Source organism: Arthrobacter sp. MYb213, assembly GCF_002979915.1.
Classification (GTDB): domain Bacteria; phylum Actinomycetota; class Actinomycetes; order Actinomycetales; family Micrococcaceae; genus Glutamicibacter.
The window spans coordinates 21,980-47,553 of sequence record NZ_PCQA01000009.1; the positions used below are offsets into that span (position 1 = coordinate 21,980).

At 58.1% G+C, this 25,574-nt stretch carries 25 protein-coding genes; 17 read left to right on the top strand and 8 right to left on the bottom strand.

Annotated elements, in window-relative coordinates; genetic code table 11:
- The first annotated feature begins 376 nt into the window (after positions 1-376).
- The gene (locus tag CQ011_RS17120; RefSeq protein ID WP_105678916.1) at positions 377-1,243 is read left to right on the top strand and encodes an alpha/beta fold hydrolase; all 867 of its coding nucleotides are present in this window, start codon (positions 377-379) and stop codon (positions 1,241-1,243) included.
- A 470-nt stretch (positions 1,244-1,713) separates the two neighbouring features.
- Here the strand turns inward: CQ011_RS17120 and CQ011_RS17930 are convergent, their stop codons facing one another.
- The 3 genes from CQ011_RS17930 to CQ011_RS17130 form a co-directional block, all read right to left on the bottom strand.
- Complete coding sequence (locus CQ011_RS17930) at positions 1,714-1,890, bottom strand: hypothetical protein (protein ID WP_181148184.1); 177 nt, start codon at positions 1,888-1,890, stop codon at positions 1,714-1,716.
- 44 nt (positions 1,891-1,934) lie between these two features.
- Entirely contained in the window at positions 1,935-2,906 is a 972-nt protein-coding gene (locus CQ011_RS17125) for a zinc-binding dehydrogenase (RefSeq protein ID WP_105678917.1), read from the bottom strand.
- A gap of 337 nt (positions 2,907-3,243) precedes the next feature.
- Positions 3,244-3,813: a helix-turn-helix domain-containing protein gene (locus CQ011_RS17130; protein WP_219844228.1), complete on the bottom strand. Its 570-nt coding sequence runs from the start codon at positions 3,811-3,813 to the stop codon at positions 3,244-3,246.
- A 149-nt stretch (positions 3,814-3,962) separates the two neighbouring features.
- Between CQ011_RS17130 and CQ011_RS17135 the strand changes: the two genes are divergently transcribed.
- Entirely contained in the window at positions 3,963-4,751 is a 789-nt protein-coding gene (locus tag CQ011_RS17135; protein ID WP_105678918.1) for an IclR family transcriptional regulator, read from the top strand.
- A gap of 28 nt (positions 4,752-4,779) precedes the next feature.
- On the opposite strand, the gene CQ011_RS17935 is transcribed toward CQ011_RS17135, so the two are convergent.
- Positions 4,780-4,941: a hypothetical protein gene (locus tag CQ011_RS17935; RefSeq protein WP_181148185.1), complete on the bottom strand. Its 162-nt coding sequence runs from the start codon at positions 4,939-4,941 to the stop codon at positions 4,780-4,782.
- A 66-nt stretch (positions 4,942-5,007) separates the two neighbouring features.
- Here CQ011_RS17935 and CQ011_RS17140 point away from each other — a divergent pair, with 66 nt between their 5' ends.
- From CQ011_RS17140 to CQ011_RS17155, 4 genes are all read left to right on the top strand, one after another.
- Positions 5,008-5,481, top strand: a complete 474-nt coding sequence (locus CQ011_RS17140; RefSeq protein ID WP_286161249.1) for a DUF6036 family nucleotidyltransferase — start codon at positions 5,008-5,010, stop codon at positions 5,479-5,481.
- A 343-nt stretch (positions 5,482-5,824) separates the two neighbouring features.
- Positions 5,825-6,934, top strand: coding sequence for a tyrosine-type recombinase/integrase (locus CQ011_RS17145; protein ID WP_105678919.1), 1,110 nt, complete (start codon positions 5,825-5,827; stop codon positions 6,932-6,934).
- A complete protein-coding gene (locus CQ011_RS17150; RefSeq protein ID WP_105678920.1) occupies positions 6,931-7,272 on the top strand; it encodes a helix-turn-helix domain-containing protein in 342 nt (113 codons plus the stop codon). Before CQ011_RS17145 ends, CQ011_RS17150 begins: the two co-directional genes overlap by 4 nt.
- A gap of 358 nt (positions 7,273-7,630) precedes the next feature.
- Positions 7,631-8,839, top strand: a complete 1,209-nt coding sequence (locus tag CQ011_RS17155; RefSeq protein ID WP_105678921.1) for a site-specific integrase — start codon at positions 7,631-7,633, stop codon at positions 8,837-8,839.
- A gap of 440 nt (positions 8,840-9,279) precedes the next feature.
- Here the strand turns inward: CQ011_RS17155 and CQ011_RS17160 are convergent, their stop codons facing one another.
- Positions 9,280-10,281 (bottom strand): hypothetical protein, encoded by a 1,002-nt coding sequence (locus tag CQ011_RS17160; protein ID WP_105678922.1) that lies wholly within the window; start codon positions 10,279-10,281, stop codon positions 9,280-9,282.
- 350 nt (positions 10,282-10,631) lie between these two features.
- Here CQ011_RS17160 and CQ011_RS17165 point away from each other — a divergent pair, with 350 nt between their 5' ends.
- From CQ011_RS17165 to CQ011_RS17175, 3 genes are all read left to right on the top strand, one after another.
- Positions 10,632-11,546, top strand: a complete 915-nt coding sequence (locus CQ011_RS17165) for a hypothetical protein (protein ID WP_105678923.1) — start codon at positions 10,632-10,634, stop codon at positions 11,544-11,546.
- 456 nt (positions 11,547-12,002) lie between these two features.
- The gene (locus CQ011_RS17170; protein ID WP_219844229.1) at positions 12,003-12,632 is read left to right on the top strand and encodes a hypothetical protein; all 630 of its coding nucleotides are present in this window, start codon (positions 12,003-12,005) and stop codon (positions 12,630-12,632) included.
- Between the two features lie 6 nt (positions 12,633-12,638).
- The gene (locus CQ011_RS17175; protein WP_105678925.1) at positions 12,639-13,391 is read left to right on the top strand and encodes a hypothetical protein; all 753 of its coding nucleotides are present in this window, start codon (positions 12,639-12,641) and stop codon (positions 13,389-13,391) included.
- Here CQ011_RS17175 and CQ011_RS17180 read toward each other — a convergent pair.
- The 3 genes from CQ011_RS17180 to CQ011_RS17940 are packed head-to-tail and all read right to left on the bottom strand — an operon-like array spanning position 13,368 to position 15,658.
- On the bottom strand, positions 13,368-13,931 hold the full coding sequence (locus tag CQ011_RS17180) for a phosphatase PAP2 family protein (RefSeq protein WP_105678926.1): 564 nt from the start codon (positions 13,929-13,931) through the stop codon (positions 13,368-13,370). The two genes, CQ011_RS17175 and CQ011_RS17180, sit on opposite strands and share 24 nt — an antisense overlap.
- A gap of 33 nt (positions 13,932-13,964) precedes the next feature.
- A complete protein-coding gene (locus CQ011_RS17185) occupies positions 13,965-15,185 on the bottom strand; it encodes a M23 family metallopeptidase (protein ID WP_181148186.1) in 1,221 nt (406 codons plus the stop codon).
- Positions 15,185-15,658 carry a hypothetical protein gene (locus CQ011_RS17940; RefSeq protein WP_181148187.1) on the bottom strand — a complete coding sequence of 158 codons (474 nt, stop codon included), beginning with the start codon at positions 15,656-15,658 and terminating at the stop codon, positions 15,185-15,187. The genes CQ011_RS17185 and CQ011_RS17940 overlap by 1 nt, the downstream gene beginning before the upstream one ends.
- Positions 15,659-15,747: 89 nt before the next feature.
- Here CQ011_RS17940 and CQ011_RS17190 point away from each other — a divergent pair, with 89 nt between their 5' ends.
- From CQ011_RS17190 to CQ011_RS17225, 8 genes are read left to right on the top strand one after another with little or no spacing between them, the layout of a single operon-like run.
- Positions 15,748-16,947 carry a MinD/ParA family ATP-binding protein gene (locus tag CQ011_RS17190; RefSeq protein ID WP_105678928.1) on the top strand — a complete coding sequence of 400 codons (1,200 nt, stop codon included), beginning with the start codon at positions 15,748-15,750 and terminating at the stop codon, positions 16,945-16,947.
- A 2-nt stretch (positions 16,948-16,949) separates the two neighbouring features.
- Positions 16,950-17,276 (top strand): hypothetical protein, encoded by a 327-nt coding sequence (locus tag CQ011_RS17195; RefSeq protein ID WP_105678929.1) that lies wholly within the window; start codon positions 16,950-16,952, stop codon positions 17,274-17,276.
- Positions 17,276-18,037, top strand: coding sequence for a DUF8175 domain-containg protein (locus tag CQ011_RS17200; protein WP_105678930.1), 762 nt, complete (start codon positions 17,276-17,278; stop codon positions 18,035-18,037). Before CQ011_RS17195 ends, CQ011_RS17200 begins: the two co-directional genes overlap by 1 nt.
- On the top strand, positions 18,034-20,127 hold the full coding sequence (locus tag CQ011_RS17205) for a TrbL/VirB6 family protein (protein ID WP_105678931.1): 2,094 nt from the start codon (positions 18,034-18,036) through the stop codon (positions 20,125-20,127). Before CQ011_RS17200 ends, CQ011_RS17205 begins: the two co-directional genes overlap by 4 nt.
- Before the next feature lie 6 nt (positions 20,128-20,133).
- A complete protein-coding gene (locus tag CQ011_RS17210; RefSeq protein ID WP_105678932.1) occupies positions 20,134-21,723 on the top strand; it encodes a hypothetical protein in 1,590 nt (529 codons plus the stop codon).
- Positions 21,720-23,207, top strand: a complete 1,488-nt coding sequence (locus CQ011_RS17215) for a putative type IV secretion/conjugal transfer ATPase (protein ID WP_105678933.1) — start codon at positions 21,720-21,722, stop codon at positions 23,205-23,207. The genes CQ011_RS17210 and CQ011_RS17215 overlap by 4 nt, the downstream gene beginning before the upstream one ends.
- Positions 23,188-24,933 (top strand): type IV secretory system conjugative DNA transfer family protein, encoded by a 1,746-nt coding sequence (locus tag CQ011_RS17220; RefSeq protein ID WP_105678934.1) that lies wholly within the window; start codon positions 23,188-23,190, stop codon positions 24,931-24,933. The genes CQ011_RS17215 and CQ011_RS17220 overlap by 20 nt, the downstream gene beginning before the upstream one ends.
- Positions 24,917-25,543 carry a DUF4913 domain-containing protein gene (locus CQ011_RS17225; protein WP_105678935.1) on the top strand — a complete coding sequence of 209 codons (627 nt, stop codon included), beginning with the start codon at positions 24,917-24,919 and terminating at the stop codon, positions 25,541-25,543. Before CQ011_RS17220 ends, CQ011_RS17225 begins: the two co-directional genes overlap by 17 nt.
- Positions 25,544-25,574 lie beyond the last annotated feature (31 nt).

A 25,574-nucleotide genomic window follows, 5' to 3' on the forward strand; every position in this document is an offset into this window, starting at 1 on the left:
CGTTCGTTGTATTTAAACAAGGGTGTGAGCGGAACACAGCCCTCGTCTCCGGACTGCTGTACGATCTTTGGGCGCTTGTGCGTTCCCTGAAAGCGCCGCGTCTACCCCTTCTCCCCACCATGGCGGTAACAGGCGACGCCACAAAGGTAGCTATGGCGGCACTCGACAACGACCAGATCCGAGTGCAGCGCGCTCAAAACCCAGCTCCCCTTTTTGGAACGCAGGGTGTAGGGGCACAATGACGGTCCCGCGTGCCGCACGATGGAACGCCGGCCACACGCACGCTCCGAATATGCCTAACGTGATACGGAACCCCCTGCAAGGCCCGCCTTGCGATTCCCGCGGCTAGCCGCCCGTCAGTTCAGGAGCCACAGCTATGACGACCCAAATGCAAGTTCCCAGCTACGTCACCGCCCCGTTCTTTGGTTTGGAAGATAAATGGGTTGAAACCGCTGAGGGCGAGATCACCCACTACCATGACATCGGCGAGGGGGTCCCGATCCTCTTCCTTCACGGTTCGGGCACTGGAGTTACCGCGGCTGCCAACTGGTGGCTGAACCTGCCGGAGATCAGCGAACAGGCCCGCTGTATTGCGATCGATTCCATTGGCTACGGTCAGTCAGTGGTGGCTGAGGGCACCCTGTATGGCATTAAGGAATGGGTCCGCCACGCGGTTCGCGTCCTCGACGCGCTGGGCATCGAGAAAACATGGATTGTGGGCAACTCACTAGGTGGCTGGCTAGCCTTCCAATTCGCCATCGACTACCCGGAGCGGTTGCTGGGCATCATTTCCATGGGCACGGGCGGCGCGAAGCTGACCGGCGCGCTAGCCGGACACTCCAAACCTGACCTCTCAGAAGCAGGCATCCGCAAGACCCTGGAGCTGTTCGTTGTGGACAAGTCCCTCGTCACGGACGAGCTGGTCTCACTCCGCTACCAGTCCGCGTTGAACGATACGGCGTCGGATCGTTTGGCTGATGTGGTTGCCGCGCGTGATCGCGATCGCGATGCACTTCCGCTCGACCTTGGCATTCTCGCCAAACTAGATATCCCCGTCCTTCTAATCCACGGCGTCCAGGATGTGGTGATTCCGGTTTCACGCACGTGGGAGCTGCTGAACATCATTCCGACCGCTGATGCTCATATCTTCAGCCAGTGCGGACACTGGTCGCAGGTCGAGCGCGCCGAAGAGTTCAACACGATCATCAAGCAGTACTTGTCCGCCCGCGGCGTCAGCCTCTAAATCTCACCAGGCGCCAAAATACGGGTGGCCAGTTCCTCTTCAGGGAAGCCGGCCACCCGTAGTACTTGCGTCGGCTCAGGCAACTACACCCGCACGTTCTGGTTATCGCACGCAACCACTGGCTAGGTGAGTTGCTGCACCTAAGAAGGTCGATCCGTCAGGCTGGATTGATTGCAGCGAGGCAGGAAATTTCCTACACGGCACGGGCTCTGATAACACCGCATTTTCCGTCGTGGAAAGCGAACCGGCGTCCGATCATGGACATGCAGCGGACACTGAGGACATTTTATGGCGGTTCCGCACCGGGGCGCCCGTGAAATACCCGAGAGGTCCGGAAACTGGATCTCAGTCTACGGCCGCTTCGCGGACTTGTCCGGGGGGTACGTCCCACGGCGAATAACGTGCAATATCCACAGCCGAGGCTACATGGCCTGCTGGGCAATCAAAGTCACAATATCCGACCGGTCAGATCAGATCGCCGGGCAGGCTCGGCGCGGTTCCGAAGGTCGGCACCCCAGCCCATCGACAACGAAGCCTTCAAGGGCCGAAATGTTGCCGAACGGTGCTTCAACCGGCTCAAACACTGGCGCGGCATCGCGACCCGAATCGACAAAACAGTTCGCAGCTACTTCGCTGGCGTCCCCCATCTCGACCCCTCATCTGGATCAAATGCGCGGTCTAGCAACACACGTTAGGCGACGCTGATGACAATTTTTCCGTGGAGCTCGCCGTCGATCATCGCCTGGAAGCCTTCGTGGATTCGTTCTAGGGGCAGGATACGGTCAATGCGGGGGCGCAGCCCAGTTGTTTCCATAAGCCGCAACATTGCGGCTGTTTCGTGCAGGGCCGAACCGGTGGATCCCAGTACTCGCAGTTGCTGATAGAAGATCCGGCCCAGATCCGCCTCTGGAGACGTGCCGCTGGTGGCCCCAGCGATGACTATCGCCCCGCCGGGGCGAAGGCACCTCAGCGAGTGTGCCCAGGTTGCTTCTCCAACGGTTTCGATGACGGCGTCTACGCGCTCCGGGAGGCGTGCTCCAGGTTCGAAGGCGGCGTGCGCGCCGAGCTCCCGTGCTAGCTGGCGTTTGGCTTCGGTCCGGCTGGTGGCGTATACGGTAGCTCCTGCCGCCGCCGCCATGGCAATGGCAGCACCGGCCACGCCGCCTCCAGCTCCGTGGACCAGGACCCGGTCACCCGCAGTGACGCGGGCCTGCGTGAAGAGCATCCGGTAGGCGGTGGACCACGCCACCGGGAGGCAGGCAGCCTCCTCGAAACTCAGGTGGGATGGCTTGTCCACCAGGCACCGGTCTGGTACAACGATGTACTCGGCGAAACCGCCGTCGTGCCGTTCCGAGAGCAGCGCCCGGTTGGGGTCGAGCGTTTCGTCACCGCGACCTGCGGCGGCATCGGCAATTATCGGGTGCACAACCACCTCGCGGCCCTCTTCGGTGACCCCCGCAACGTCACATCCAAGAATGATGGGAATGTTCTTCGGATCGTGTCCGATACCCCGGAGTGTCCAGAGATCATGCATGTTCAGGGACGATGCCTTCACTTTCACCCGCGTCCACCCGGGCTTGGCCTGAGGCAGCGGGACGTCGCTCAACTCAAGTCCGGACAGTGGATCGGCGGCGTTCTGACGGACGGCGACAGCGGCAAGCATATGGATTTCGAGGCTCCTCAGATGTGTGGGGCAGCAGGGCGGGCAGCCGACCGCTGGTTATGTGTCATATCGTGGCAAACCTGAGTGCAATCGGCCACAAAGCGTGCTGCCAGACGGAATGGGCGTGTGCGCACGGGCCTGCAGCCCAGGCTTGCTGGGGGCATTACGAAAATATCGGCGCCTCACGATGGAAGAGACTGAACAAACGCGGAAGGCGTCGTGGACCGAGCAAAGGCGGCGACCAAAGCCTCATTTCGAACCTCCTGGTCGAAGATTTCGGAGCCCACCTGCACGGCCTTCCGTAGGAACGCCGCTTAGGCAATCGCAGGCCAGTCGGTCATTCGGCCGATGTGAATTGCGGGACCTCAGGGGCCGTCGTTGTCAGGTGGAACACGGCCCGTCCGTCAAGGCTGCGGTAGCCGTGGCCCACGTCTCCGGGGAACCGCGCGAAATCCCCGATGTTGAGGACCAGCATCTCGTTCTCCGGACCCGCCTCAATTCTGCCTTCGATGACATAGAGCTGGTGCAGGGTTCCTGGGCTTTGGGGGGGAACGAGCTTCATACGCTGGGTCTGCTCCACGGTGACCAACTGGGTGCGGACGTAACCTGTGCCGTAGATCCGGTCCAGGTTGCGTTCTTCACCCACAGGCGTGCGAACCCAGACTGCGTCATCCACCCGGGAAACAGCGGTTTTGGATCCCCATTCTGTCACCAGCCGACGGAAACTGAGACCCAGCGCCTCGCCGATCGCTTCGAGAGTGCCCACTGTGGGATTGCCCTCGCCTTGTTCGATCTTGGAGAGTGTCTGTTTGGACAATGACGCCCTACGGGCAAGGTCGCCTAAGGTGAGGTTCCGTTCGGAACGGAAGCGGCGGACATTCCTGGATACGAGGTCGTTTAGAGACATGATTTCATTGTCACTTATAAATGACGCATAGTCATGTTTGACATACCCTGATGTTGAGCGCAAAATGAAATGGCCGGTCCTAGAGGACCAGCCTTAGCCAATCGGGTTCACGGTCCGTGGACGGTCGCACCTCATGTTGAAGGATTAAAATGGCATCCATTGCTGCTGCCGCCGGTCGCGATGACCGCGCCGCCGTCGACAAGGCCATGGCCCTGCTGAGCGCCTTTGGAAATGATGCTCTCACCGGTGCCGGCGTCAGTGAACTCGCCCGCCGGGCGGACATGTCTAAGTCCACCGCGTTCCGCGTGTTGGCCATGCTGCAGCGCAGCGGGGCCGTGGAGAGGGCAGGTAATGCCTATCGGCTCGGCAAACTGATCAATAACCTAGGGGCCAGCCACGAGAGCGCAAGCCATGGCCGGATCCGAGATGCCCTTACGCCCTACTTGGCCGACCTGTATGAGATGAGCCGCCAAACCGTCCATCTGGCGGTCCTGGTTGGCACCGACGTAGTGTACCTGAATAAGCTCTACGGCCACCTGCAGGTCCGCAGTCCCTCGCGCATCGGCGGTCGGGCCCCTGCGTACTGCACGGCAGTGGGCAAGATGTTACTGTCCTACGATCCCGATGCCACCGAGCAGGTCCTGCGGTCGGAACTGTCAGCCTGGACTCCCGCGACCATCACGGATCCGGACGCGTTCCGGGCAGAACTGGCCAAAGTGCGGGAAACCAACATCGCCTTTGACCGGGAGGAAATCCTAGTGGGATTGAACTGCATTGCGGCCCCGGTCATGGGTGCCAACGGCAGGCCGGTCGCCGCCATGTCGGTGTCCGGTCCTGCCGGAAAGTTTGCGCCGGACTCGCAGGCCAATGTGCTGCGGAAGGTCTGCTATGCGGCCAGCCGTGCCGTTGCAGCGGCCAGCGCGCACCGGCAGCAATAGTTGCGGCTGGCCCTGGGCGCTTGAGGGGCTACTTGGTGGGTACGGCGTCCAAATGGCGCGAATCTTCGAGTACCCAGTCCGGCTCGGCGATGAGCAGCGACAATGACCTGCCGTGCATGTCGACGTCCAGGACGTACCGGTAACCTGCGGCCTCGCCGCGGGCAATTCCGACAACATCGCCTTCCTCCACCGCCAGTACAAGTCGGCGGCAGGCCGGATCCGCGCCCCCGCGGGATAGGCGGCCGCGATCGGCGGCGTGGCACTGAACATCCAGATCGTCGGCGGGGCGGCCTTGCTGCTGCACGGGCTGCTGGATCGTTCCACGGAAGACATTGATGCCAGATACGCAAGCGCCTCCGTGGTCGAGGAGGTGGCCCGGGAGATGGCCACCGAATACGGCTTGCCCGTCGGTTGGCTCAATTCGAAGGCCGCCGCTTTCTTGCCGGACGATGCCGCATGGGTTGCCGGGAAGGAAGGGACCTCCGCTGCGATATGGCTGGCCGATCTGCCCACGCTCGCGGCCATGAAGCTTGCCGCCGAACGGCAAAAAGATATCGAGGACCTGGGGCGGATTGCCAATGCGCTGGGCATCACCGACCCTGCGGATCTTGTGCGGATCGCCTATGAGAAATATGGTGAGGATTCCGTTCCGCTCTCCGCATCGCGGGAAAACTACGAGATCGTGGCCGAAGAGGCCATTGCCGCGGCCGCGGCTTTGAAACGACGTTGACCGCCATTCGCGGCTGTGCAGCGTGAACTTCGTGTTTTCGCCTGGTCAATCCCCCATTGGGAAACGCCGATAATCGATCTTATGTTAATTTGAAAAGACATTATGTGCTCCTACCGCACATGATGACATTTCGGGTAACGAACCGCATTGACCCCCAACCACCCTTTGACCTGAGCTTTATCAGTGGTGACGTCCGTCAGGCTGGCGATGTTCTTGGTCTAGGACGACGCTAAAGATCCAGCGGCAATGTATGTGTTGACGTGCTTTTTCCGACTTAGCTATTGCGAGTTTCGCAAATTATGTGCGAGAATCGCAATCCAGTTTCGAGCGCTGAGGACGGTCGATGGGCAACAACGAAAATGTTTTATTTGCTCCGTTCGGTGGGAACGATCCAGACCCGGACGCTTTCCTCAGCATGGTCTTAGATGGCTGGGCCCAGCAGCAAAGAGCGAAAGACTTCGCGCTAGCCACGATTCGGACCCGACGGAACGTGGTGATGAGTATGGTGGACTTCGCTGGTAGTTATCCGTGGGAATGGAGCCTCGGGGATGCTGACGACTTTTTCTCGCATGCCAGGGCTGTCCGAAACCTCTCCCATGGGACCGTTCGCGCCTATCAGGGTCATATTAAGCTCTTCTGCGAGTACGTCTGCGACCCTCATTATGACTGGTGCGAACAGAGTGCGAAGCTGTTCGGGCAAGTCTTCGCTCAGGTAGTTACCGAACTGAACCACATCACCCACGCCCAACCCTCCGAGGCACGCCCTGCCAAACGGCCGTTCACTCAGCGCGAGCTGCAGGAGCTCTTCGACTTAGCTGACGTTGAAGTCGAACGGATCTTGGACTCCGGCCGCAAAGGCGCTTTGGCCGCTTGGCGTGACGCGATCGCATTCAAGAGCGCCTACAGCTGGGGCTTGCGTGCCAACGAGTTGCGCCACCTTCAGGTCGTGGACTATTCGCGTAATGCGCAGGCACCCTATCTCGGCGAGCACGGGGTGCTTCGCGTGCGCTGGGGGAAACCACACCGCGGTTCGGCGAAGAAACCCCGCTCAGTACTGACCATCTGGCCTTGGTCAGTGGAAATGATCCAGGATTGGATCCGCAATGGTCTCCCCCGCTACGGGCATCCCGTAAATGATCTTTTCCCCACCACAGGGGGCTCTATTGTCGGTGAGTCCCACCTGCTCGGTAAGCTACACACACTCATCGACGAACTCGGTTTCCCTCCCGGACTTGATCTCCATTCTTTCCGGCGCTCTTACGCCACCCATCTGATCACCGGTGAAGGATTCGACGTCACCTTCGTTCAGCTTCGGTTGGGCCATGAGCACGCGGCGACAACTTCGATCTATACGATGCCTTCACCCGACTACCAACGTCTTGCGCTCGAACGGGCCCATGAGCACACTATCCAGGCCGCCCTTGGGCTGAAACCATCGAGGAGGAACTCATGAGCCGCCGCGAGATCACTTACAACTGGAAGCTACGCGAAATCATGGCACGACGCGGTGTCCATACCGCTAAGGAACTCACCGAATTGCTTCACGAACGCGGTATTACTTTGACCCCCAACGCCATCTGGCGCATCGTTACCCAAGAGCCGGAACGAATCGCTTTCAAAGTCCTCGTTGCACTCTGTGACGCACTCGATGTCACTCCCAACGACCTAATCGCCTACACCGTGACGGACACCAAGACTCTCAGACAGCGTAGTAATGCAACAGGGCAGAACCTTCCTGAACTGCGCCAGTACAGGCCAGTGCGCGCACGAATCGTTGAAGACGATGAGTAACCCGGGCCGTCCGGCCACGGGAGGTAACGGATCAGCCCGCATGCCCACGCTCGTGAACCTCACACCTCAGAAGAAGCGAGGCCGTCCCCGCTCAACGGGCAACTACACCTGCTGCCGTTGTCAGCAGTTAGTCGCGAAGACCCGAGTCCGTTGGCCAGACGGATCAGTCTGCGGCGCATGCTTCTCTGAAGCAACGCACACGTACGGCACCTGCCCAGACTGTCGCGAGCACCGGATGCTCCCTGGCATCTCCTCGGCCACTGGTGAACCGATCTGCCGCGATTGCGCCGGCATTGCCACAGAGCTGACCTGCACGCGCTGCAGACGCGAAGCAGAACGATTCCGCGCAGGCTTATGCATGCAATGCACTCTCACCGACGACCTTACTGCTGTCCTCAAACCTAACGAAGATCTACGACTTCACCGCCTCATAAAGCTGCTCACAGAGACAGGGCGGCCCGAGAGTATTTATACCTACATGCGTCCGGGCACCAAAGCCCGCCAACTCCTAGAAATGATTGGAAACCGAAACCTCGCACTCACCCATGAGGCCTTCGACGAGCTACCCACCTCAACCGCTGCTGAGCATCTAAGAGCCTTGCTGATTCACCATCGCACGATGCCCGAGCGCGGAAACGAAAACCTCGCTCGTTTCGAGCAGTGGATCACAGCCAGAGTCGCCTCCCTGCCCACTGACGGGACAAGCCATATAGTCGAACTCTTCGCCAGGTGGCGCCACCTCAAACGAATCCGCGACAAAGCCGCAGACCCGGAGACCAACCACAGTACCGCCATCAGCGCCGCGAAACAGGAAATCACCGAGGCAGGGAAACTTCTCCTCTGGCTCAAGGAGACGCACGATATCGGCGCAGAAAAGCTCCAACAGAAGCACATCGATGACTACCTGAGCAGTGGCCCCAGCACCCGAAAACACATCCGAAACTTCGTTCGCTGGCTCAATAGTCAGCCAAACAGCCGCACCCATGGGCTTGATACGCCCTTCCGAAAAGCTCAAGCCAACCCAATGATTACCGACATGCAGCGGACTGAACTCGTGAGGAACTGTTTAGAACACCAGCAAGTAGCTCAGTCTACGCGCCTGGCTGGTTTGATTCTTTTGCTATGGGCACACCCGCTGAACAAGATCGTCCTGCTTCGCCGAGAACATCTCATCACTGCTCCGGACGGCATGCGCATCAAGCTCGGAGCAACACCGGCCGCCGTACCCACAGCCCTCACTGAGCTGTTCTGGCAACAATTACAAAACCCTGAGAACAGCAACACCACGAATGCTGGCACCGACTGGCTCTTCCCCGGCACTCGTGCTGGCCAGCATCTACACCCGGACACCCTCGCCGGACGACTCAAAGTCCTCGGCATAGATCCTCAAAGAGCACGCAACGCGACGCTGCGCAGCCTCACCCAAGAAGTTGACGGACGCACCCTCATGGACTTGCTTGGCTATAGTCCTGGAATCATCGCCCAACATGCGTCAAGAGCAGCCGCACCTATGGCTGACTATATTGATCTGAAGAGGTCTGCTCCTCAGATTGCAGAGAACCCCTAGTCTTGAGGTTCTTCAAGCATCGGATCACTGACCTACAACTCTGAAGGTCTCATCAGGGAGCCATCAAAAGTACCTGGATCCGGAGGAAACGGATAACGGGCTTTCCCATCAAAATGCAAATTATTTACATTTTTTGAAATCGGATAAATATCACTTGACATAATCAGAATTATCGGCTCTTAACTCACGGGAGCAGAAGTAGCTGCGAGTGCTCCCGTCCGTCAGCGAATCCAACGTACCTGAACGTCAGGCGGGCTTTGCGTGCGTCTGCAGGTCAACCGTCCGGAGCGGAAAGTTGCTCGTCACGAAGGATCAGAATGCAATACCTGAAATAGAGCAGCACTGCTGCACTTAAGCTCGTTCGTTCCTGTGTGTATCTGTCAGTGATTTCACCACTGTGGTGCATTTATGAAAATTGGCTCGTAAGGCTAGCTCGGGTCCTAGACAAACCGCTGTTTCAGATAATTCCAAATCAGAGGCTCCGCCCAGTCAGGCTTGGATGGGACGGCAGGAATCTTGGGCGTTTCGCCCTTGAACTCGATCCTGAAGGCAGTTTCCCTGTCCGCAACCGGGGACTCATGAGCCCAATCAAATTCCGGGCATTCAATAGATTTATCCGTAATGAACCAAAGTTGATTCGTGCCAACGATTTCTTTGAGCCTTCCCCGTAATTGATAACTGTCAGGGTCTTGCCGTCTTGTCCTTACAGTGAGGCCAAGCCCATGCGCCAAACGCTTATGCACCCCGCCCCAGTCAACAGTCTTCGACCGTCCCCACTGGCCTGCAGCTTCTAGTTGGAGGATGAGTTCATGGAACGCGTCGGTGGAATCTTCACTGTGATGCCATATGGATTCAACATAATTTCGCTCTGCACCTATGCTACCGACAACATAGATCTCTGCGTCTTCAACGGTTGGATCCGGCGCGAAGTCAAACTGTGTAGCTCGCGGGGGCATGCGCAACCATATACCGATCCGAAGCCCCTCGGGGTCGCCCGTCGCGTCGACGACAAGCTTGTCATCGACTAACGCGTTTGAACTAACCGCTAGCTCGAGTATTTGGCGAACAGTATCGTAGCTAAAATCAGTTCTAAACTTCTCGAGATCTTGGTTCTCAGACTCGATTCCAGAACTGATAGTACTGCTCATCCGCTCTTCGAGCGATGAGATCTTCGAATCAATGTCATCCCTAACATCGCTGAGAATTTCTTCTCGGAGAGACCCTGCAGCAGCGTGCACCCCCGATTCGGCTGATTTCCTTACCGCCGTACGTAATCTCGGTTCGAAGACCAGCAACACGCCCGCAGATACGAGCGCGACGCCGAAACTTATCAAAATGGACTGTACTAGTGAAATCTTGGTCTCCGGCAACCAGCTCCACAGGGCGTGAGTCGGAAACGCCAGAGCTGTCAGGAGTGCCCCAAGCGATAAGAGGGATAACATCCATCCTCGATGGATACGGTCACGGATTGGTGTCTGAACTGGCGTACTCACAACTATCAGATTACACAGCTCTTTTTAGGATGATACTTCGGCTCTTCTAAGCTCACGAGAGTAAAAACTACGATTCAGTGCGAGACTCATATAGCTGCATTCCCTGACTAAACCGAAAGTATCTGAATTTGCTACCTTCGGTTTCATACTTAGAAGTCAAATAAGAAGCTAATAGTTCGTGTCATCAGGCCGAATGCACTACTTGACATTACTGCTCGGTGTATCCTTTCGTTAGTGCTGATGGTCTAACTGGTCAAGGCGGCAGCCTTCATATACCTCCGGGTCCCTAAGAGCTGCAGATGTTCGTTCGAACCGAACCAGCACACGTGCATGGAATTAAACTTGGCATCAACCGAACTCCCGCAAGGATCGGCTTCAAGAAGAATGCTGGACAAAACAATCACCTTCTCATCACTGTTCTTGTCGGGCTTGAGTCTGTTCGGGATGGCACAGCTTCCCTAAAAGACGAATTTTCAACGTCCTGGTCTCCCAAAGACAGATCTCGTTCTGCTCTTCGTAGCCGCGAGTATGCATTAGTCACTTCACTCGTATGGATTACGGACCTCATTGACGTTTACCGAAAACAAGTCCAAAAAACGGATTCAGTATTTGACAGATCGATTCAGGATTCAATTAACAGGATCGACGGACGTGCGGAACGGTTGTCGGCTCTGGCATCGAATTTACAAATTCAGCTAAATGATCCAGCTCTGCTGATGACGTTATTTGCAATTAAATGGCGCAATACGCTCGTCCACTCAGAGTCGTCAACTCGCTTGAACGCATCCTTGAGTAGAAAGTTGATCTCTGTAGCGGCTCAAATAGCCGAAACCCATCGCGGACTGGATATCAAGCGATCAATCGAAACTTTTGAGAATGGAACTGCACCGACATTCAAGGAGGTGGCCTCATTCATCGCGGCAACTCAAAGCCTCGTTGAATCATTCGATAGCGCCGCCATCAAAAAAATGGACATTCAATGCTATGCGGAGTCGAGGCTCAGGGATTATTTCTCTCGCGAGTTCATTGGTAATCGCCAGATATTCTCACAGTACTGGGCTACAAACCCCGATAAGAGCTTTCAGAGATTAAGTAACTTACTGACGCAGCTAGGGTTCAGCCGAGGAACCCATATTGCATCACTTAGTTCTGAGTACTTGAAGTCCATCGCACATCTAACAGCAAGCGATGCTCGCGATCGTTTTGACGAATGATTATCATTCATAGCTCGCATTGAGCACTCAAACGTCTGATTCTTGCCAAATATGTTCAGTTCACCCTTCCGTTGCGTATGTCGAAATCGGCTAGCAGCAGTAGGGAACACTCTAATTTCTTATTAGAACCGAGTTCCACAGTGGCTCCTGCTGCCAGCCATGCGCGTTCCATACTCCGGTATCTGCCTGTTCCGCGTTTCACATCGATTTGTCTTCCCCGCCATCCGCGCAGGGCCTGTCTCGCCGGGGATTTGTGGCCAAATCGTGTCTTGCTACGTTGCGGATGTCGCCTGAAGTGGGCGCCAGTCACGATAAGTTAGGACGAATGGGGAACAATAATCTGAGTTTTTCACGCCTGTCTCAGGTTGAAGTGGCGGTTCGGATGGGTAGCACGTGAAACTCGGTAGATCTGAAGTTCAATCGTGGCTGGATGCAGTGGCACCAGGCTCTGGTTTAGTGCGCCTTGCCCAATTGTCTGGGCTTCCACGTTTACGTATCACGCAGCAAGTCAGCCGTGGCAGTGTGGCCCCTTCAACCATTACTACCATCGCGCGGGGCCTCGATCTTGATCCTTTGGATGAGTTAACCCGGTTCCAGGAATTCGCAAGCATCACCACCTCCGCGCCCGTCCCAGACGAAATGGCAGCGTTCATCCCTACCGCCGGCCTTTTGCAGGGAACAGTTCATCGTTTGAACTCAGAGACAGTTAACGAGGCTGAACTCGGCGAGGAATCTTACGATCATTTGGCGTTGCATTGGTTTGATTGCGCCGACGATGGAAATCTGCGATCCCATATCCAACAGCAACTGGGCGTCGCGCAGCCGAGCTTGTGGAAGATGCTGCGCAGCCGGTTACGAGAAGATGTGGCTCTCGAGGTCGCCCAGTATGCCAGTTTCCCTTTAGCGTCCGCGTTGGTGGTGTCAGGTGTGCTCACGGGTGGCGAGGCAGGATGGGAGCCAGAGTGCCGTTCCCGCTGGCTCAACACAGTACCTTTAGGTCAGTTACTTGCCGAATCGGAGAAACGCCTGCGCGAGGTGGGAAAACAGGTGCGCAGCTTGGAGACATTTGAAAACCATCTAGGATAAAAGCCTATGGGTTTTTCTAGCTGGGCAGCAATGATCTTAGCAAGCGTCTTCACTTTAGTGCTTGGGTTGAGGCTCCCCCGCCTGATTCAAGGCACAGGCAACCTCTGGTTATGGCTTACTCATCTGGGCATGAGCATCGGCTTATGGCTTGCAGTGGAACCGATCTACCTCACAATTGATCGCCTGCTCGGCTCCATTAATTTAGCGAATCTCGTCTCGCATTTTTGCATCAACTTCGTGTTCTTGGCCGCCGGGGTCCAGATCGCCCACAGCATCGGCCGATGCGACGTCGCAACCAAGATCCGCAGGTTCTCAACTGCCGGCCTTCCTCTATGCGTGGCACTGATGACCGTGTTGTTCTTCGCTGCAGACCTCTCATATTCCAGCATGGGGTTAGATGATTTCAGGGACACCGACACCGCGGTTGTGCTCTACAAGCTGTCCATGTATGTCTATCCGGCGGTGGTGTCTGCGATGCTGGTGAACCCTTTGATGAAGGCCAACACTGGTTCGGTGTATCGGGTGCCGTTTTATTCGAAGAAGCTGATGGCATTTGGCTTTGCCTTCGGCATGATCTCCCCGATGGGTCATCTGGTGGAGCTTTCGAACCGCCAGCTGGATTGGCTCACGGATCTGCTTGTTTACCCGGCGATGATGTGTGTTCTGGCCGGTGTCACGCTGGGATGGATCTCTGCGTTGCTGTCACATCATCATGAACTCCAGCCGGCTGCACGCTTAAACCACCAGCAAGTCTCCTAGACTCACCAGCGCGCCGATGAGAGTTCCTGCCATGACTTGGGTGGGAGCGTGGTGACCGGCGCGGATTCTTGCCCATCCCACCAGTACGATGAAGGCGACCGCGATCTGCGCTCCTGCCGGCAGATCCAGCAGGCAATGCAAGGCCGCGAAAGTAGTCAGGGCTGCGTGGATGGACAGCTTCCAGACCAGGTTCACCAGGCCGACGATCAGCAGCCCGGCAAGCATGAACAGTACTTCCACTAGGATCTGGGTTGGTGCGGAGATTGCCAGCAGTACGGCGATGCCGCCAAGGATTGAAACCAGGGTGATCAGCAGGATCGGCCAGCGTTGGCGGCGTTCGGTGACGTGCACGTCGGTGACCCGTCCGCGCAGCCGCATCCAGATCAGCGCCGCCCAGAGCACCAGGCCGGCAAAGAAGGTGGCCAGCAAGGTTGGCGGCCACGCGACGCCCGGGTACCGCAGTGGGGTGCTCAGCAGGACGAGGGTGACGACCGCTGGTGGTGAGGCAATATGGCTGATGAACTTGGCGTATTTTTCCACCGTTCGAGCCTAGCAACAAGCGCATTGGATTCCTCAACCGGGGATGCTTACCCCTTGTTCTTTGAGGAATTCGACCGGGTTGGTGTCTGCTTTGCCTTCCCAGACTTCGAAGTGCAGGTGGTAGCCGGTGGAGTTGCCGTTGGTTCCGACCTTGGCGATCTGATCCCCTGCTTTGACCTCGTCCCCTACGTGGGCGAGCACCCCGTCTTCGTACATGTGCACATAGAGGGTACTGATCCTCTGTCCGTCGATTTGTCCGTGGTCGATCTGGATCTGGCAGGGAGAGCGCCCGGTTACCAGGTCTGAGCAGCTGGCCCGGATGACTTGGCCATCGGCCGCAGCATAAATCGGGGTGTCTTTCGGTGAGCTGAAATCCTCGCCAGCGTGGGGCCACGGGCCGCGGTTTTCGCCGTAGTTGTACTGGATTTTCGAGATGCTCTCCACGGGGAACACCCACCCGGAATTGCTCTTCGGCCCATCGTAGGGGTCCCCTGAGTCCGGCTTTCTGGTGTCTCCCCCGTCCTTGCACTGGGCATAGGCTTCCTCGTCGTCGCTGACTTCGATCTTTGAGCCTTGCAATGCGGCATAGAGCAGTTCCGCATCAGCGCGCTTCTCTGCGTAGTTATCTGGCAGTCCTGAGACTTGGACTTTTTCAGCGGCCAGTTCGTAAGGCAAGGACTGCCAGCCGGGAACTTTTTTCAGCCTGTCGAAGAAGGTGCTGGCTGCGTAGGAGGGGTCCATGATCTGCTCGACGGTCCCCCAGCCGGCGCTGGGCCGCTGCTGCATGAGGCTCAGCGCATCCCAGGCGTGCCCGACTCCCTGGTGTGGCAGATCCAGGGATTTGATGACGACTTTGCGCGCTTGCACCCATTGGGCTTCGGTCATGACGTTGGTGTCTTGCGGGTACTTCCAGGTCCCGTCATTAGCCAGTATTTTTAGGGAGCTTTCCTGGATGGCCGTCATCAGTCCGATGATGGCCCCTTGCTGCTGGACGTCTGCTGACTTGGCTTCGTTGATGATGACCGCGGCGTTGGCCAGCTGCTGCTTGTTGTAGGATCCGACCTTCGTGGTGGGCAGGTTCTTGACGTTGATTTCTTTCGGCACCGCACTGTCAGGTGAGCAGTCAGTTTCGGTGTCGACCTCGCTGCCCGGACTGTCCCCCAGCAGGAGGATCCCGCCAAAGACCATACCGAACAGCAGCACACTGATCAGGCCCAGGGCAGTGAAGATTCCCCGGCGTTTGGTGCGTTTCATCAGCTGTTGCTCGTGATTTTCTCGACCATCCACTGACCATCTGACCGGCTGAGCAAGAATTCCAGGGTGGAGGCGTTGGTCTGCACCTCCACGGTGGCGATGGCCGGCGAAACGCCTTGAACAGGTTCGTGCACCTTGATGACTTCGGTGGAGGCGATGTTGAGATTTGAGGTCTGCTGGAACGTGGTCCGTGCGCTCTGGGACAGATACGGCGCCAAGGCTTTGAACCATGCCGATTGGTCAAGGTCCGGGCGGGCGTAGGCTTTGGCGGCCTTGGTTGCGGTGTGTTTCGCTTCAGCCGAAACCTGCGGGTTCCATTCATCGATCTGCACTTGCTCTGGGGATGCTTCGATCTCATGCATGGGGCCGTGATCCGCGTGCGGATCACTGGTTCCTTGGTCCGGCGCGGGGGTGCAGGCGCTCAGTGAGACTGCCAGGAGCACGGCGGTGGACAGGATGATTCGGCGTGTCATCAAAACCCTTCAAAGTCTTATTTTGGAATGAAACTGACTATATCAAGACTAGTTGATACTATGGGTTCATCCAAGGAAAGGGGACGCAGATGGGCACCGAGTGGCCAGGCGACGAACGCAGAAAAGCGAAGACCGATGTTTTGACCGTATCGAACGCTTCCGACAAACCAGAAGCTTCGTTACAGATCCTCAACAACCCAGAACCAGTAGAACCCACCGCACCAGAACCGACGCGCGCAGCGCCTCTGGCCGCCGGAACACCGCTGGTCACTGGAACACTGAGCAGCGCGATCACCGGATCAGACGCGCTGGAAACACCCTTGCCTGCCGAAGAAGGCTGGCAGCGCACAATCCGCACATGGACCGGCGGCCTCATCTCCCCCAAACCAGGACCCCAAGAATTAGCTCGGCGTACCACGCTCGCGTCCATCCGGCGTGTCTACCCGCGTCCCGTCACCGTCACTGTCGCCCAGCCGGCCGGCGGGTCAGGTAAAACCTCGATCAGCGTGGCTCTGGCCTCCACCATCGGCAACACCTCTGACCATGCGGTCTTAGCGATGGACAACAACGAAACCATGGGCACCCTCGGGGTGCGCACCCGTTCCAACGGATCAAAGCTGACCATCATCGACCTGCTCGATGCCCTCGAAGAGCTCAAAAATGAACACACCCGCAGCGGCGACGTCCAGTACTTCACCCGCCCGCAAGGGGACAACCGTTTCGCAGTCCTCGCCTCTGATGAAGATCCTGACCGGATGCAGATGCTCACCCGCGAAACCCTCAACGAACTGCTCGAAGTAGTCCAGCGTTTCTGGAACGTCATCGTCCTGGACACCGGCAACAACACACGCGCCGAGAACTGGCTGGCCGGCATTGAAAGATCCGACCAGCTGGTCTTCCCCGTGGAAATGAACGATAAGTCCGTCGTCTCAGTGCTCCGAACCATCGAACAGCTCCAAGCCATGTCACAGCTCTCTGGCAATGACCACTACGCCGCGCTGTGCCGCCACGCGGTCCTCGTCATCTCCCCCGGTTCCCATCGCCGCTCAGTGGCCCCGGAACGGCGCAAAGAACTGCGCACCATGCTCGAGCAAGCCCTCGGAGAGGAAGCTACTTTCCTTCCCGTCCCCTACGAACCAGCTCTGGACACCAACGGGCTGATCGACTGGCAGCTGGCCACAGATGAGTCCGTACGAGCTTTTGAAAAAGTTGCTGCCACAGTCAGCGAAGGCATGCACCACGCAGCAGTCCGAGCAGAATCCACCAAACGAAACAAGAAAGAAAACTAACCATGGAACCGTTCATCCCCACCTTGCAAGTAACAGCAGAAGTCAAGAACCCTTTCGACGGAGTATCCCCCGACATTGCACCGCTTGGCTCAGGGTTCGACAATGCTCTGACCGTGATCCTCGGCGTCATCTGGGGACTGGTGCTGATCTATGTATCAGTGAAGCTTCTGACCAGCTTCGTAAAATTCTCCGGAGCCAGAAAACAGGGCCATTACGAGGAGATGGGCGAACACACTGACGAGCTCAAACGCCGCGGCGTGGCGGTCATCGCGGTGGCGGCCTTTGGTGTGCTCATCGGTGCCGTACTCAAAGTGGCGGGGATGCTCTAATGACAAGCCGCCGGAGCCTGATCATCGCAACCATAGTCATCATCGCGATCGTGCTGGTTGCTGTCGCCAGCTACTTCATCTCATCGACCACGAAGGACAACACTTCGGCGGCTACACCCACGACCGCTACTGAACCCACCCGGATCAGCGACAACGGATTCCCGGTATCCCCGTTCCGCGCCAACGAAGGCGGAACCAAGACCGCGGCAGATGGCCAAACCCGCATCGGATACACCGCCTCATGCGATGACGCAGTACGCGCAGCGATCAACTATGTCCCGGCTGAGTCCTATGGCACCGGTCCCTGGGAACAGCGCGAAGCAACCCTGAAAAAGATCATTGCCTCCAACGAGGACGGCGCAGAATACATTGACGCGCTGCGTTCCATGGCCAAGAATGGTGCCACCTCTACAAAGACTCATTTTGATCCCCCGATTTTCAAAGTCGTCCGCTGCGAAGCAGGTAAAGCAGCATCCGTCGCAGTGGCTCAACGCATCAAAACTAATGCGTTCAAACTCGATGGGCGCACCGTTCCTGCAGCAGTAGAGATCCGCGCTACTGAGCAGCTCTTGGTGTGGGAAAACGACGATTGGAAACTTGATCTCAGCGGCGAAAACGGCACCTACCGGCCCGAAACCCAGCTTCTTTACACGCAGGGCAAGAAAGAACCCTCCTCAGCGAGCGAGATTCTGGGTGATCTGTTCACCGATTCAGACGGCAACCCACTGAGCCGGGATGGATGGATGGAGTTGGCCCAGTGACAAAGCTTCTCAGCGTTCTTTCCTCTCTGGCAGTGATCGCATTCCTTTCCACGTTCTTACTTGTAGCTTCGCCGTCGCCGGCCCACGCCGATGAAGACACCACAAAAGTGGAAGAGACTCTCACCCAGGACCAGGTGAAACGCTTCGAAAAAATGCCTGAGAAGGAAAAGACCAAACTTCTTGATGAGGTTCTGTCCGGGATCGCCAAGGAGAAATGCGGCGAGTTTAAGTACTACACGAAGATGGAGAGCGTCTTTTCTTTCCAGAAAAGGAACTGTGAAGAGCAGACTCGTGACGCTTTGCATCAGATGTATCCCACGGCCCAAACCCTCATCTTGGGTGAAGGCGAAAAAATGGACTTCTGTGATGCTCTGAAGGAAAGCCGCTCCAGTGGCCAAGGCATAAGCTACTGCCTCGAACAGAGAATTAACTCCCAATTTAAGTCTTGGACCGGCCAGAAAATCCGTGGATTCCTTGAGCAAAGCGAACTCGGCCGCTCATTGCTCAATGTCACCGATGCCATCGACAACACCATCGAATTCGTGGCGGATCCCAAATCGAACCTGGAAGAACTGGCCAACAGCAGCAAGTCAGAATCCATCGCGATGACCTCCAAAGTGCTCGAGGAGATCTCCTCAACCACCGAATTCGACGCGTCTGCCCAAGAATTCAAAGACCGCTGGGCACTCTACGCCGGCCTGGGTGTAGTTGGCCTCGGTTTGATGATCATGTTCCTCTTCAAACAACACAGCAACGGGGAGATGAGCGACGACGATTTCAGCAAATCCCTGCTCTACTACCTGCCCGCAGCGTTGTTCATGGTCATCTACGGCCCTTGGGTCATGAATGAACTGCAGCAACGTGTCGCCCCGCTCACCGATGGAACCAGTGATTGGGCGGCCGAATCAATCAGCAACTTCATCACCGTCATCTCCCGGTTCGGCTCTCTGGAATCCACTAGCTGGTTCGGCCCGTTGGCCGCCATCCTGTTCTTCGGACTGCTATTCGTCGGAGCGCTGGCCCTGCTGGTGTATTTCCTGCTGATCCCGATCTTCCAGCAGCTGATGGGACTGGCCATTGCGCTTCTCATCGGCATGCTGCTTTCACCCAAGACACGTCGCTACGTCATGAAGATCGCCACGACCATCGGCACCATGGCCTTGCTGAAAACCTTTGCCTTCCTCGTGCTGGGTGCGGTCTTCGGGATCCTCGCCTCGCAGCCAGCCTTCAAGGACGGGGTCGATGACGTGCTGGTGAACGTCGGCAACCTGGGGGCAACAGCTGCGATCATGCTGATGATCGTCCTGTCCCCCGCAGCGATCTTCCGGTGGATGCCAGTGCTCGAAAGCCGCGAAGCGAAATTCGGCGGGATCTCACCGGAGATTTCTGCCGGTGTCGGCGGCGCCGTAGGCGGCGCGATCGGCAGCGGTGCCGGATCGGTGCGCCGCGCAATCTCCAACCGGCGCGGCTCCGCCACAAGCCGCAGCGCACCAAGCTCTGGCCGTTCAAGCGGTCCCAGCAGTTCGGGCGATGGAGAAGGCAGCTCTGCCGGACCTGGCGCTCCTGTGCCTGGTGGTTCCCCACACGGTGGCAGCAACACTGCTGCCCAGAGTCCGGGCACCGGTTCACCGCAGAAAACCAATGGCGCGCACGAACGCTCCAGCCAAAACCAGGCCGGTGCACCCACTGGCGCACCAGCTGCAGCACGCACCCCGCAGCAAGGCCAGAATCCTGTGCCTCCAGCATCCCCGAATCAGGACGGCCAGCAAGCTGGCTCAGCTCCTTCAGCCCGGGCTGGCGGCACTGAACCAGCACGGCAAAGTTCCACTGACCAGAACAGCTCTGCGCCTGCCTCGAGCGGGCCAGATGCACCCTCCGCCTCTTCTGGACAGGGAAGGCAGAACCCGCCGTCCGGCCGGGCGAAAACAGTGGCCTCCGTGGCGGCAACAGCAGCCTTCAGCCCCCTGACCGCCGGGGCGGTCGGCCTGCTGGCCGGAACCAAATACGCCGCGGCCAACGCTGCTGCTCAAGCACGAATGGCCGCAAACGACGCAGACCCAGACTCGTGGGACTCCTTCAAGGATCGGTGATCACTCATGGCACGTCAGGTAGCCCTCGGCGGCGAGTTCAAAAAACGCGGACTGCTCTCAGGCCGCTCCACCCCCGAACAGGTCGTGTTATGGATCGGCCTGGGTATCGCCGCGTGCGTGGTTTTGATGGGCATGGACCAGTTCTTCTTCCTCTTCGCCGGCCTCGTCATCGCGGTGTTCAGCGTGGTGATCACCGTTCCCATGAACATCCACGCAGGACGCAGCTACGCGGCACTGAAAACCGAAACCGCCTACCGGGCCTACCGTAAGCACGCCGGACTGGGGATCTATGACCCCGTCCATGAAGAAACCGCGCTGGCCAGCGTTCGCGAATACCGGGCTGCGAAGAAGAATAAGAAGAAAACGGTCCGGCCCCGCGGGTTCGCGGTGCGCCGCGCCGAACGACGCAAAGAGCACGTGCAGCCGGCCCCGCTGATGGTGGGACGGCTGAGCGTGAAAGAAGTTGATTTCAACCCCCGCGAACGCCTCGCCGTCTTCCGCCACGCCAACTCAGATCCGGCCTTCTACACCGTGATCTTCGAAGTTCGCGGCAGTGCCGGCGGCGTGGTCGAAGAAGACGTGGAAGACATCCCCCACCTCGGCTTCGGACGTGTGCTGGCCAGGGCGGCGCGGCGCACCAGTGCGGTGTCCCATATCCAGAGTTTCACCCGCTCCATCCCCCTGGACATCACCGACCACGTCTCCTGGCTCGCCGACTACGTGGACCCCAACGCCCACGGAAACCTGGTGCGCTCCTACCAAGAGCTGTGCTTGCAGGTCGAAGACCGGGCCGAGCAGCACCGCAGCTACTGGGTGCTGCGGTTCGACAACCGCACCGCCTTGCACCGGGCCGCCAACGCCCAGCAGCCAGGGCCTATGGCCGTGCACGCAGCAATCGTCCAAGAAGCCCAGGCATTGATGGCGCAAGCCGTCGCGCACAAAGCCATCCGCGGCTATCGGGCTGTGGATTCGCAGATGGCTGCCGGGATCCTTGCCCACCTGCAAGACCCCTACACGTACGCCATTGATGACACCGATCTCGGGTTAGAGGCGGTCTGGCAGAAACTCGACCAGGAACAGACGCCCAAAGCGGTCGTGGTCAACAACCACGCCTACACCCGGGTCGCCTATATCCCCAGGGATGGGTTCATGGCCGGATCAGCCTTGCCAGTCCAAGCCATGCGCCAGCTCGTCTCCGGGATTGTTCCCGCAGTCATCCATTCAGTGTCCTGGGTGAATGAAGTCGTTGATGCCAAAGAAGCGCGCGCCCAAGCGATGTCTGACCGCACCAGTGACAAAGCCAAACGCCACTCGAACGCGTCCAAAGGCAAGATTTCGGATGGCACCGAACAGGTCATGTCCAATTCCTCCGACCAGCGCGCAGTGGACCTGACGCCCGGCAGCGGTCACCACGGCGTGAAATGGGGAGCCTACGTCAGCTTCACCGTGGATTCAGAAGAAAAACTCTTGCAGGTCTCCACCCAGATTGAATCCGTCGCCACCGATTGCGGCATAGACCGGCTGTACTGGCTCGATAACCGCCACGACATGGCCCTCATGGCCGTGCTGCCCATGGGAAGAGGAATCCGCAAATGATCAGCATCTTCACTCGAGCACCTAAGAAAACCATCAAAAACACAGTGAAAAAGACATGCCTGCCTCCCGAGTCCGTCTCGGCGCCACTGGCGGAACAGCGCCCGGACATCACCTGGGATGCCGGACGCCAAACACGCAAAGGCTCACGCTACGGACTCTATGATCCAGCCCCGGAAGGCGCGATCTCCACCACCCGGCAGGCCGAAGTCAGCAACCTCGCCGTGCCCTGGTCCCCCACCTCCTACAAAGGCCTGCTGTTCGGCATTGATCTGGAATCAGGGTGGGGCGTCATGCACGACCCGATCTTCGCCTACCCCCACACCGTGAACAACGCCAACGTCGTCGTCATCGGCGACATCGGCTCCGCGAAAAGCTCGGCCGGGAAAACCTGGGGATGCCTGCGCCCCATGATCATCGGACGCAACGTGATCGTCATCGACAAGAAACCCAGCGACTCCAACCCGGAAGAAGGCGAATACGCCGAACTGTGCCGGTACCAGGGCGGGGAACCTGTCACGTTCAAGATCGGCGGAGGAGGATCCTGCATCAACATCTTCGACCCTTCCATCTCCGCTGAAACCGAAGAAGACAGCACCACCGGCGAAACCCCGCCCAGCCAGTCCATGCTGCTGCGCGCAGTCGCCGAAGAAGTCCTCGGCCGGCCCATCAGCCCCCGCGAAGGCAAAGCCCTGCGCACAGCACACCGCCGCGCACTCAAAGACGCAAAAGCTCAAAGCATCACCCCGACGATTCGTCTGGTGATCAACCGGATGATCGACCCCGCCGAAGAAGACTCCAGCTACTTGGAGATCGACAAAACTACTTTGCGTGAATGGGGGTACGACGTCGCCTTCGAACTCGAACGCTTCGTTGAAGAAGACCTGGCGGGAATGATCGACAACGAAACCACGAAGGATGTGAAACTCAAAGACGGACTCACCGTCTTCGACGTCTCCCAGCTGCCCGAAAACGGGCCAGCGTTGGCGATTGTCATGACGGTGATCAACACGTGGATGACCAACCGCCTGTTCAAAGCCAAGAACCGCCGCCAAACCCACTTCGTCGTCGAAGAAGCCTGGCACCTGGTCCAGACCTCGGTCGCCAAAGTGATACGCCGCAACCAGAAAGTCTCCCGCGCCATCGGCTTGTCCAATTGGTTTTTCTTCCACCACGTCTCAGACATCCCTGCCGGCACCGACGCGGAAGCGATCATCAAAGAATGCGACACCGTGCTGGTGTACCAGCAGAAGAAAGCACCGGACGCGAGGGCAGCAGTGGATATGTTCGACCTTCCGGCCTCCAGCTACCCCACGATCCTGAACCTGGCCACCGGCACCTGCCTGATGAAAATCGGCAACGAAGCCCCCTTCGAGGTGAAGCATCTGCGCAGCGACGTGGAAACAATCCTCACCGACACCGACAAAGCCCTGGTTGCCAGGACGACGAGTGAAAAGGAGCAGGACCATGGCCTCCCCACAGCGTGAAAGCAGCTTCACCACTTTCTTGATCATCGCGGTGCTTGCCGGGATCGTGCTGGCTGCGTTGAATTGGGGCGAAGCCATCACCCCTACCGGTTCGAAGGTGTCGTGGAATCCGTTGGATCTGTTCGAGGCAGGCGTGGACGGGGATCTTGCCTGGCCGGCCGCGTCCTGGTTCATCCTCGGCGGCATCGCGGTCCTGTTGATTGTGGGCTACGTGCTGATCACCGAATTCTGGGTGACCCCGCGGAAGAACACCGCCACGTTCAATCCCCAGGGTGCTGCGATCACCTCGATGATGGGGTTCACCGCCGCCTGGCATAAAGCACGCCAGATCTATGGGCCGTCGGTCACCAGGAAAACCGCGGAAGCATTCATCGCACTGGCTGTCTACACCAACGCATCCAAAAAAGTGCCACTGTATATCCAACTCGAAGACAGCCTCTGGGTCTATGCCCCGGCCCGCGGCGGCAAAACCTCCAGCATCGTGGTCCCCATGGTGCTTAGCGCCCCCGGACCAGTCCTGGCAACGTCGACCAAACCAGACGTGGTCGCGTGGACTGCCACCGCACGCCAAGCGCAAGGCGAAGTATTTGTCTGCGATTGGGAGGACATCACCGGCTGGCCCCACAGGGTGAAATGGACTCCGATCTACGGGTGCGAGGACGAAGACGAAGCACTGGAACGCGGCAAAGCCTGGGCGAACGCCGCCCCCATGGAAGGGACCAAAAACGGGTCCTGGTTCAGCGCCAAAGCAGGCTCCGTCCTCGGCCGGCTGCTGCACGCCGCCGCATTGGAAGACCGCACCATGGATGACCTGCTGCTATGGATCTTCGACTCCCACAACCCAGAACCCATCACCATCTTGGAAGACCACCGCAAATCACGGGCCTTCATCCAGCCCCTGCGTGAACGCACCGAATCACGGGCCGGGGAAACCGAAGACTCCATCAAATCCACTCTGCTCTCCCTGGCCGAACCGTTGGTCACCGAAAAGGTCCTCTCCCAGTTCCGGTTCCGCCGCGGCGAAGCCTTCGACATCAACGAGTTCCTCGAAGGACCCAACACGTTGCATATCGTGGTGGACGGAGAAAAATCCCCGCTCGGCACATTGAGCACCATGTTCGCCGATCAGGTCTACCGGGCAGCGAGGCGCAAATCCAGCCAATTCGCCTCTGGCCGGCTCTGGCCGGTGTTCCGCATGGTGCTCGATGAAGCACCCAACGTGGCAGCATTCAGCAATATGGCCGAACTGATCACCGATACCGGCGGCCGCGGCATCCAAGTGATCGGCATCAGCCAGTCCTTCATCCAGAACGAAGCACGCTGGGGCAAGGAAGAAGCCAAAGCCATCGAATCCAACGCCAGTCTCAAGCTGATCTTCCCTGGCATCAACAGCGAAGATCTGAAAACCTACGCCAGCGACATGGGCGTCCGGGACAAAGCCCGCATCAGCCATTCCTCCAGCAAGACGGGTGGCTCTAGGACCACCAGTACGGAGGAGAAAGCGATCGTGCGCGCCGAAGAGCTCAAGCATCTACGGTTCGGGCAGGCCACCGCCGTGTACCGGAACCTGCCACCACATGTGGTGCACACCGAGATGGTGTGGCAGCGCAAAGACCACAAGGACTTGAAAGACATGAAAGACCAGACACTGCGTACCTGCGGCAAGGTCTTCCTGGATGCCGACTATGTCGGAGGAAAGGCGGTGGACGTTGAGCGAGCCGAGTAACCGCGATGAGCTGATCGAGTTGCTGGTCCCGATCGTGGAGCCACTGGTGGAACGCCAGGGGAAAGTCGAACAAGGGCTTCAGGAACAAGAAGCAGTCCTTGTAGAGCTCGCTGGCCAGCTGGAAACACTGCTGAAAAAGAGCAAAGAGCCAGAGCCGTCCCCCTGGAACCTCTATCAAGGCAAACCCGAGAAAAACGCTGAGCTGCTGGAAGAGATCAGCCAGTGGCTGCCGTGGTTCAACACCACTTACGGGGCTGGGCAAAGCACCAACATGATCCCTTCATGCTGGTTCCGCCACCCCAACGTCGTAGCCCACCTCATGGGGTTCTACCTGTCTTGGAAATCGGCCAACTACGGGACGACGAGCCCCAACAGTGATCTGGTGTATTGGAACTTGCGCTATCTGCCTGATGTCCTGGACATCATCAATGCCCCCAGCGATAAGGGCGGCATGGCCGGATGCAGGCGCGAGCATCGTTCCCCAGAGCGGGTCGATCCAGTTCCCGAACCGCTGAATGAACAATTCACTCAGTGGCTTGATGATACCTACCTCACGACCCAAAACAACGATCCGAACTCTTTGGTCCCACAATCTACGGCTCGCCAGTGAATGAGAGAAGAAATAGGAATAACCTGCATCC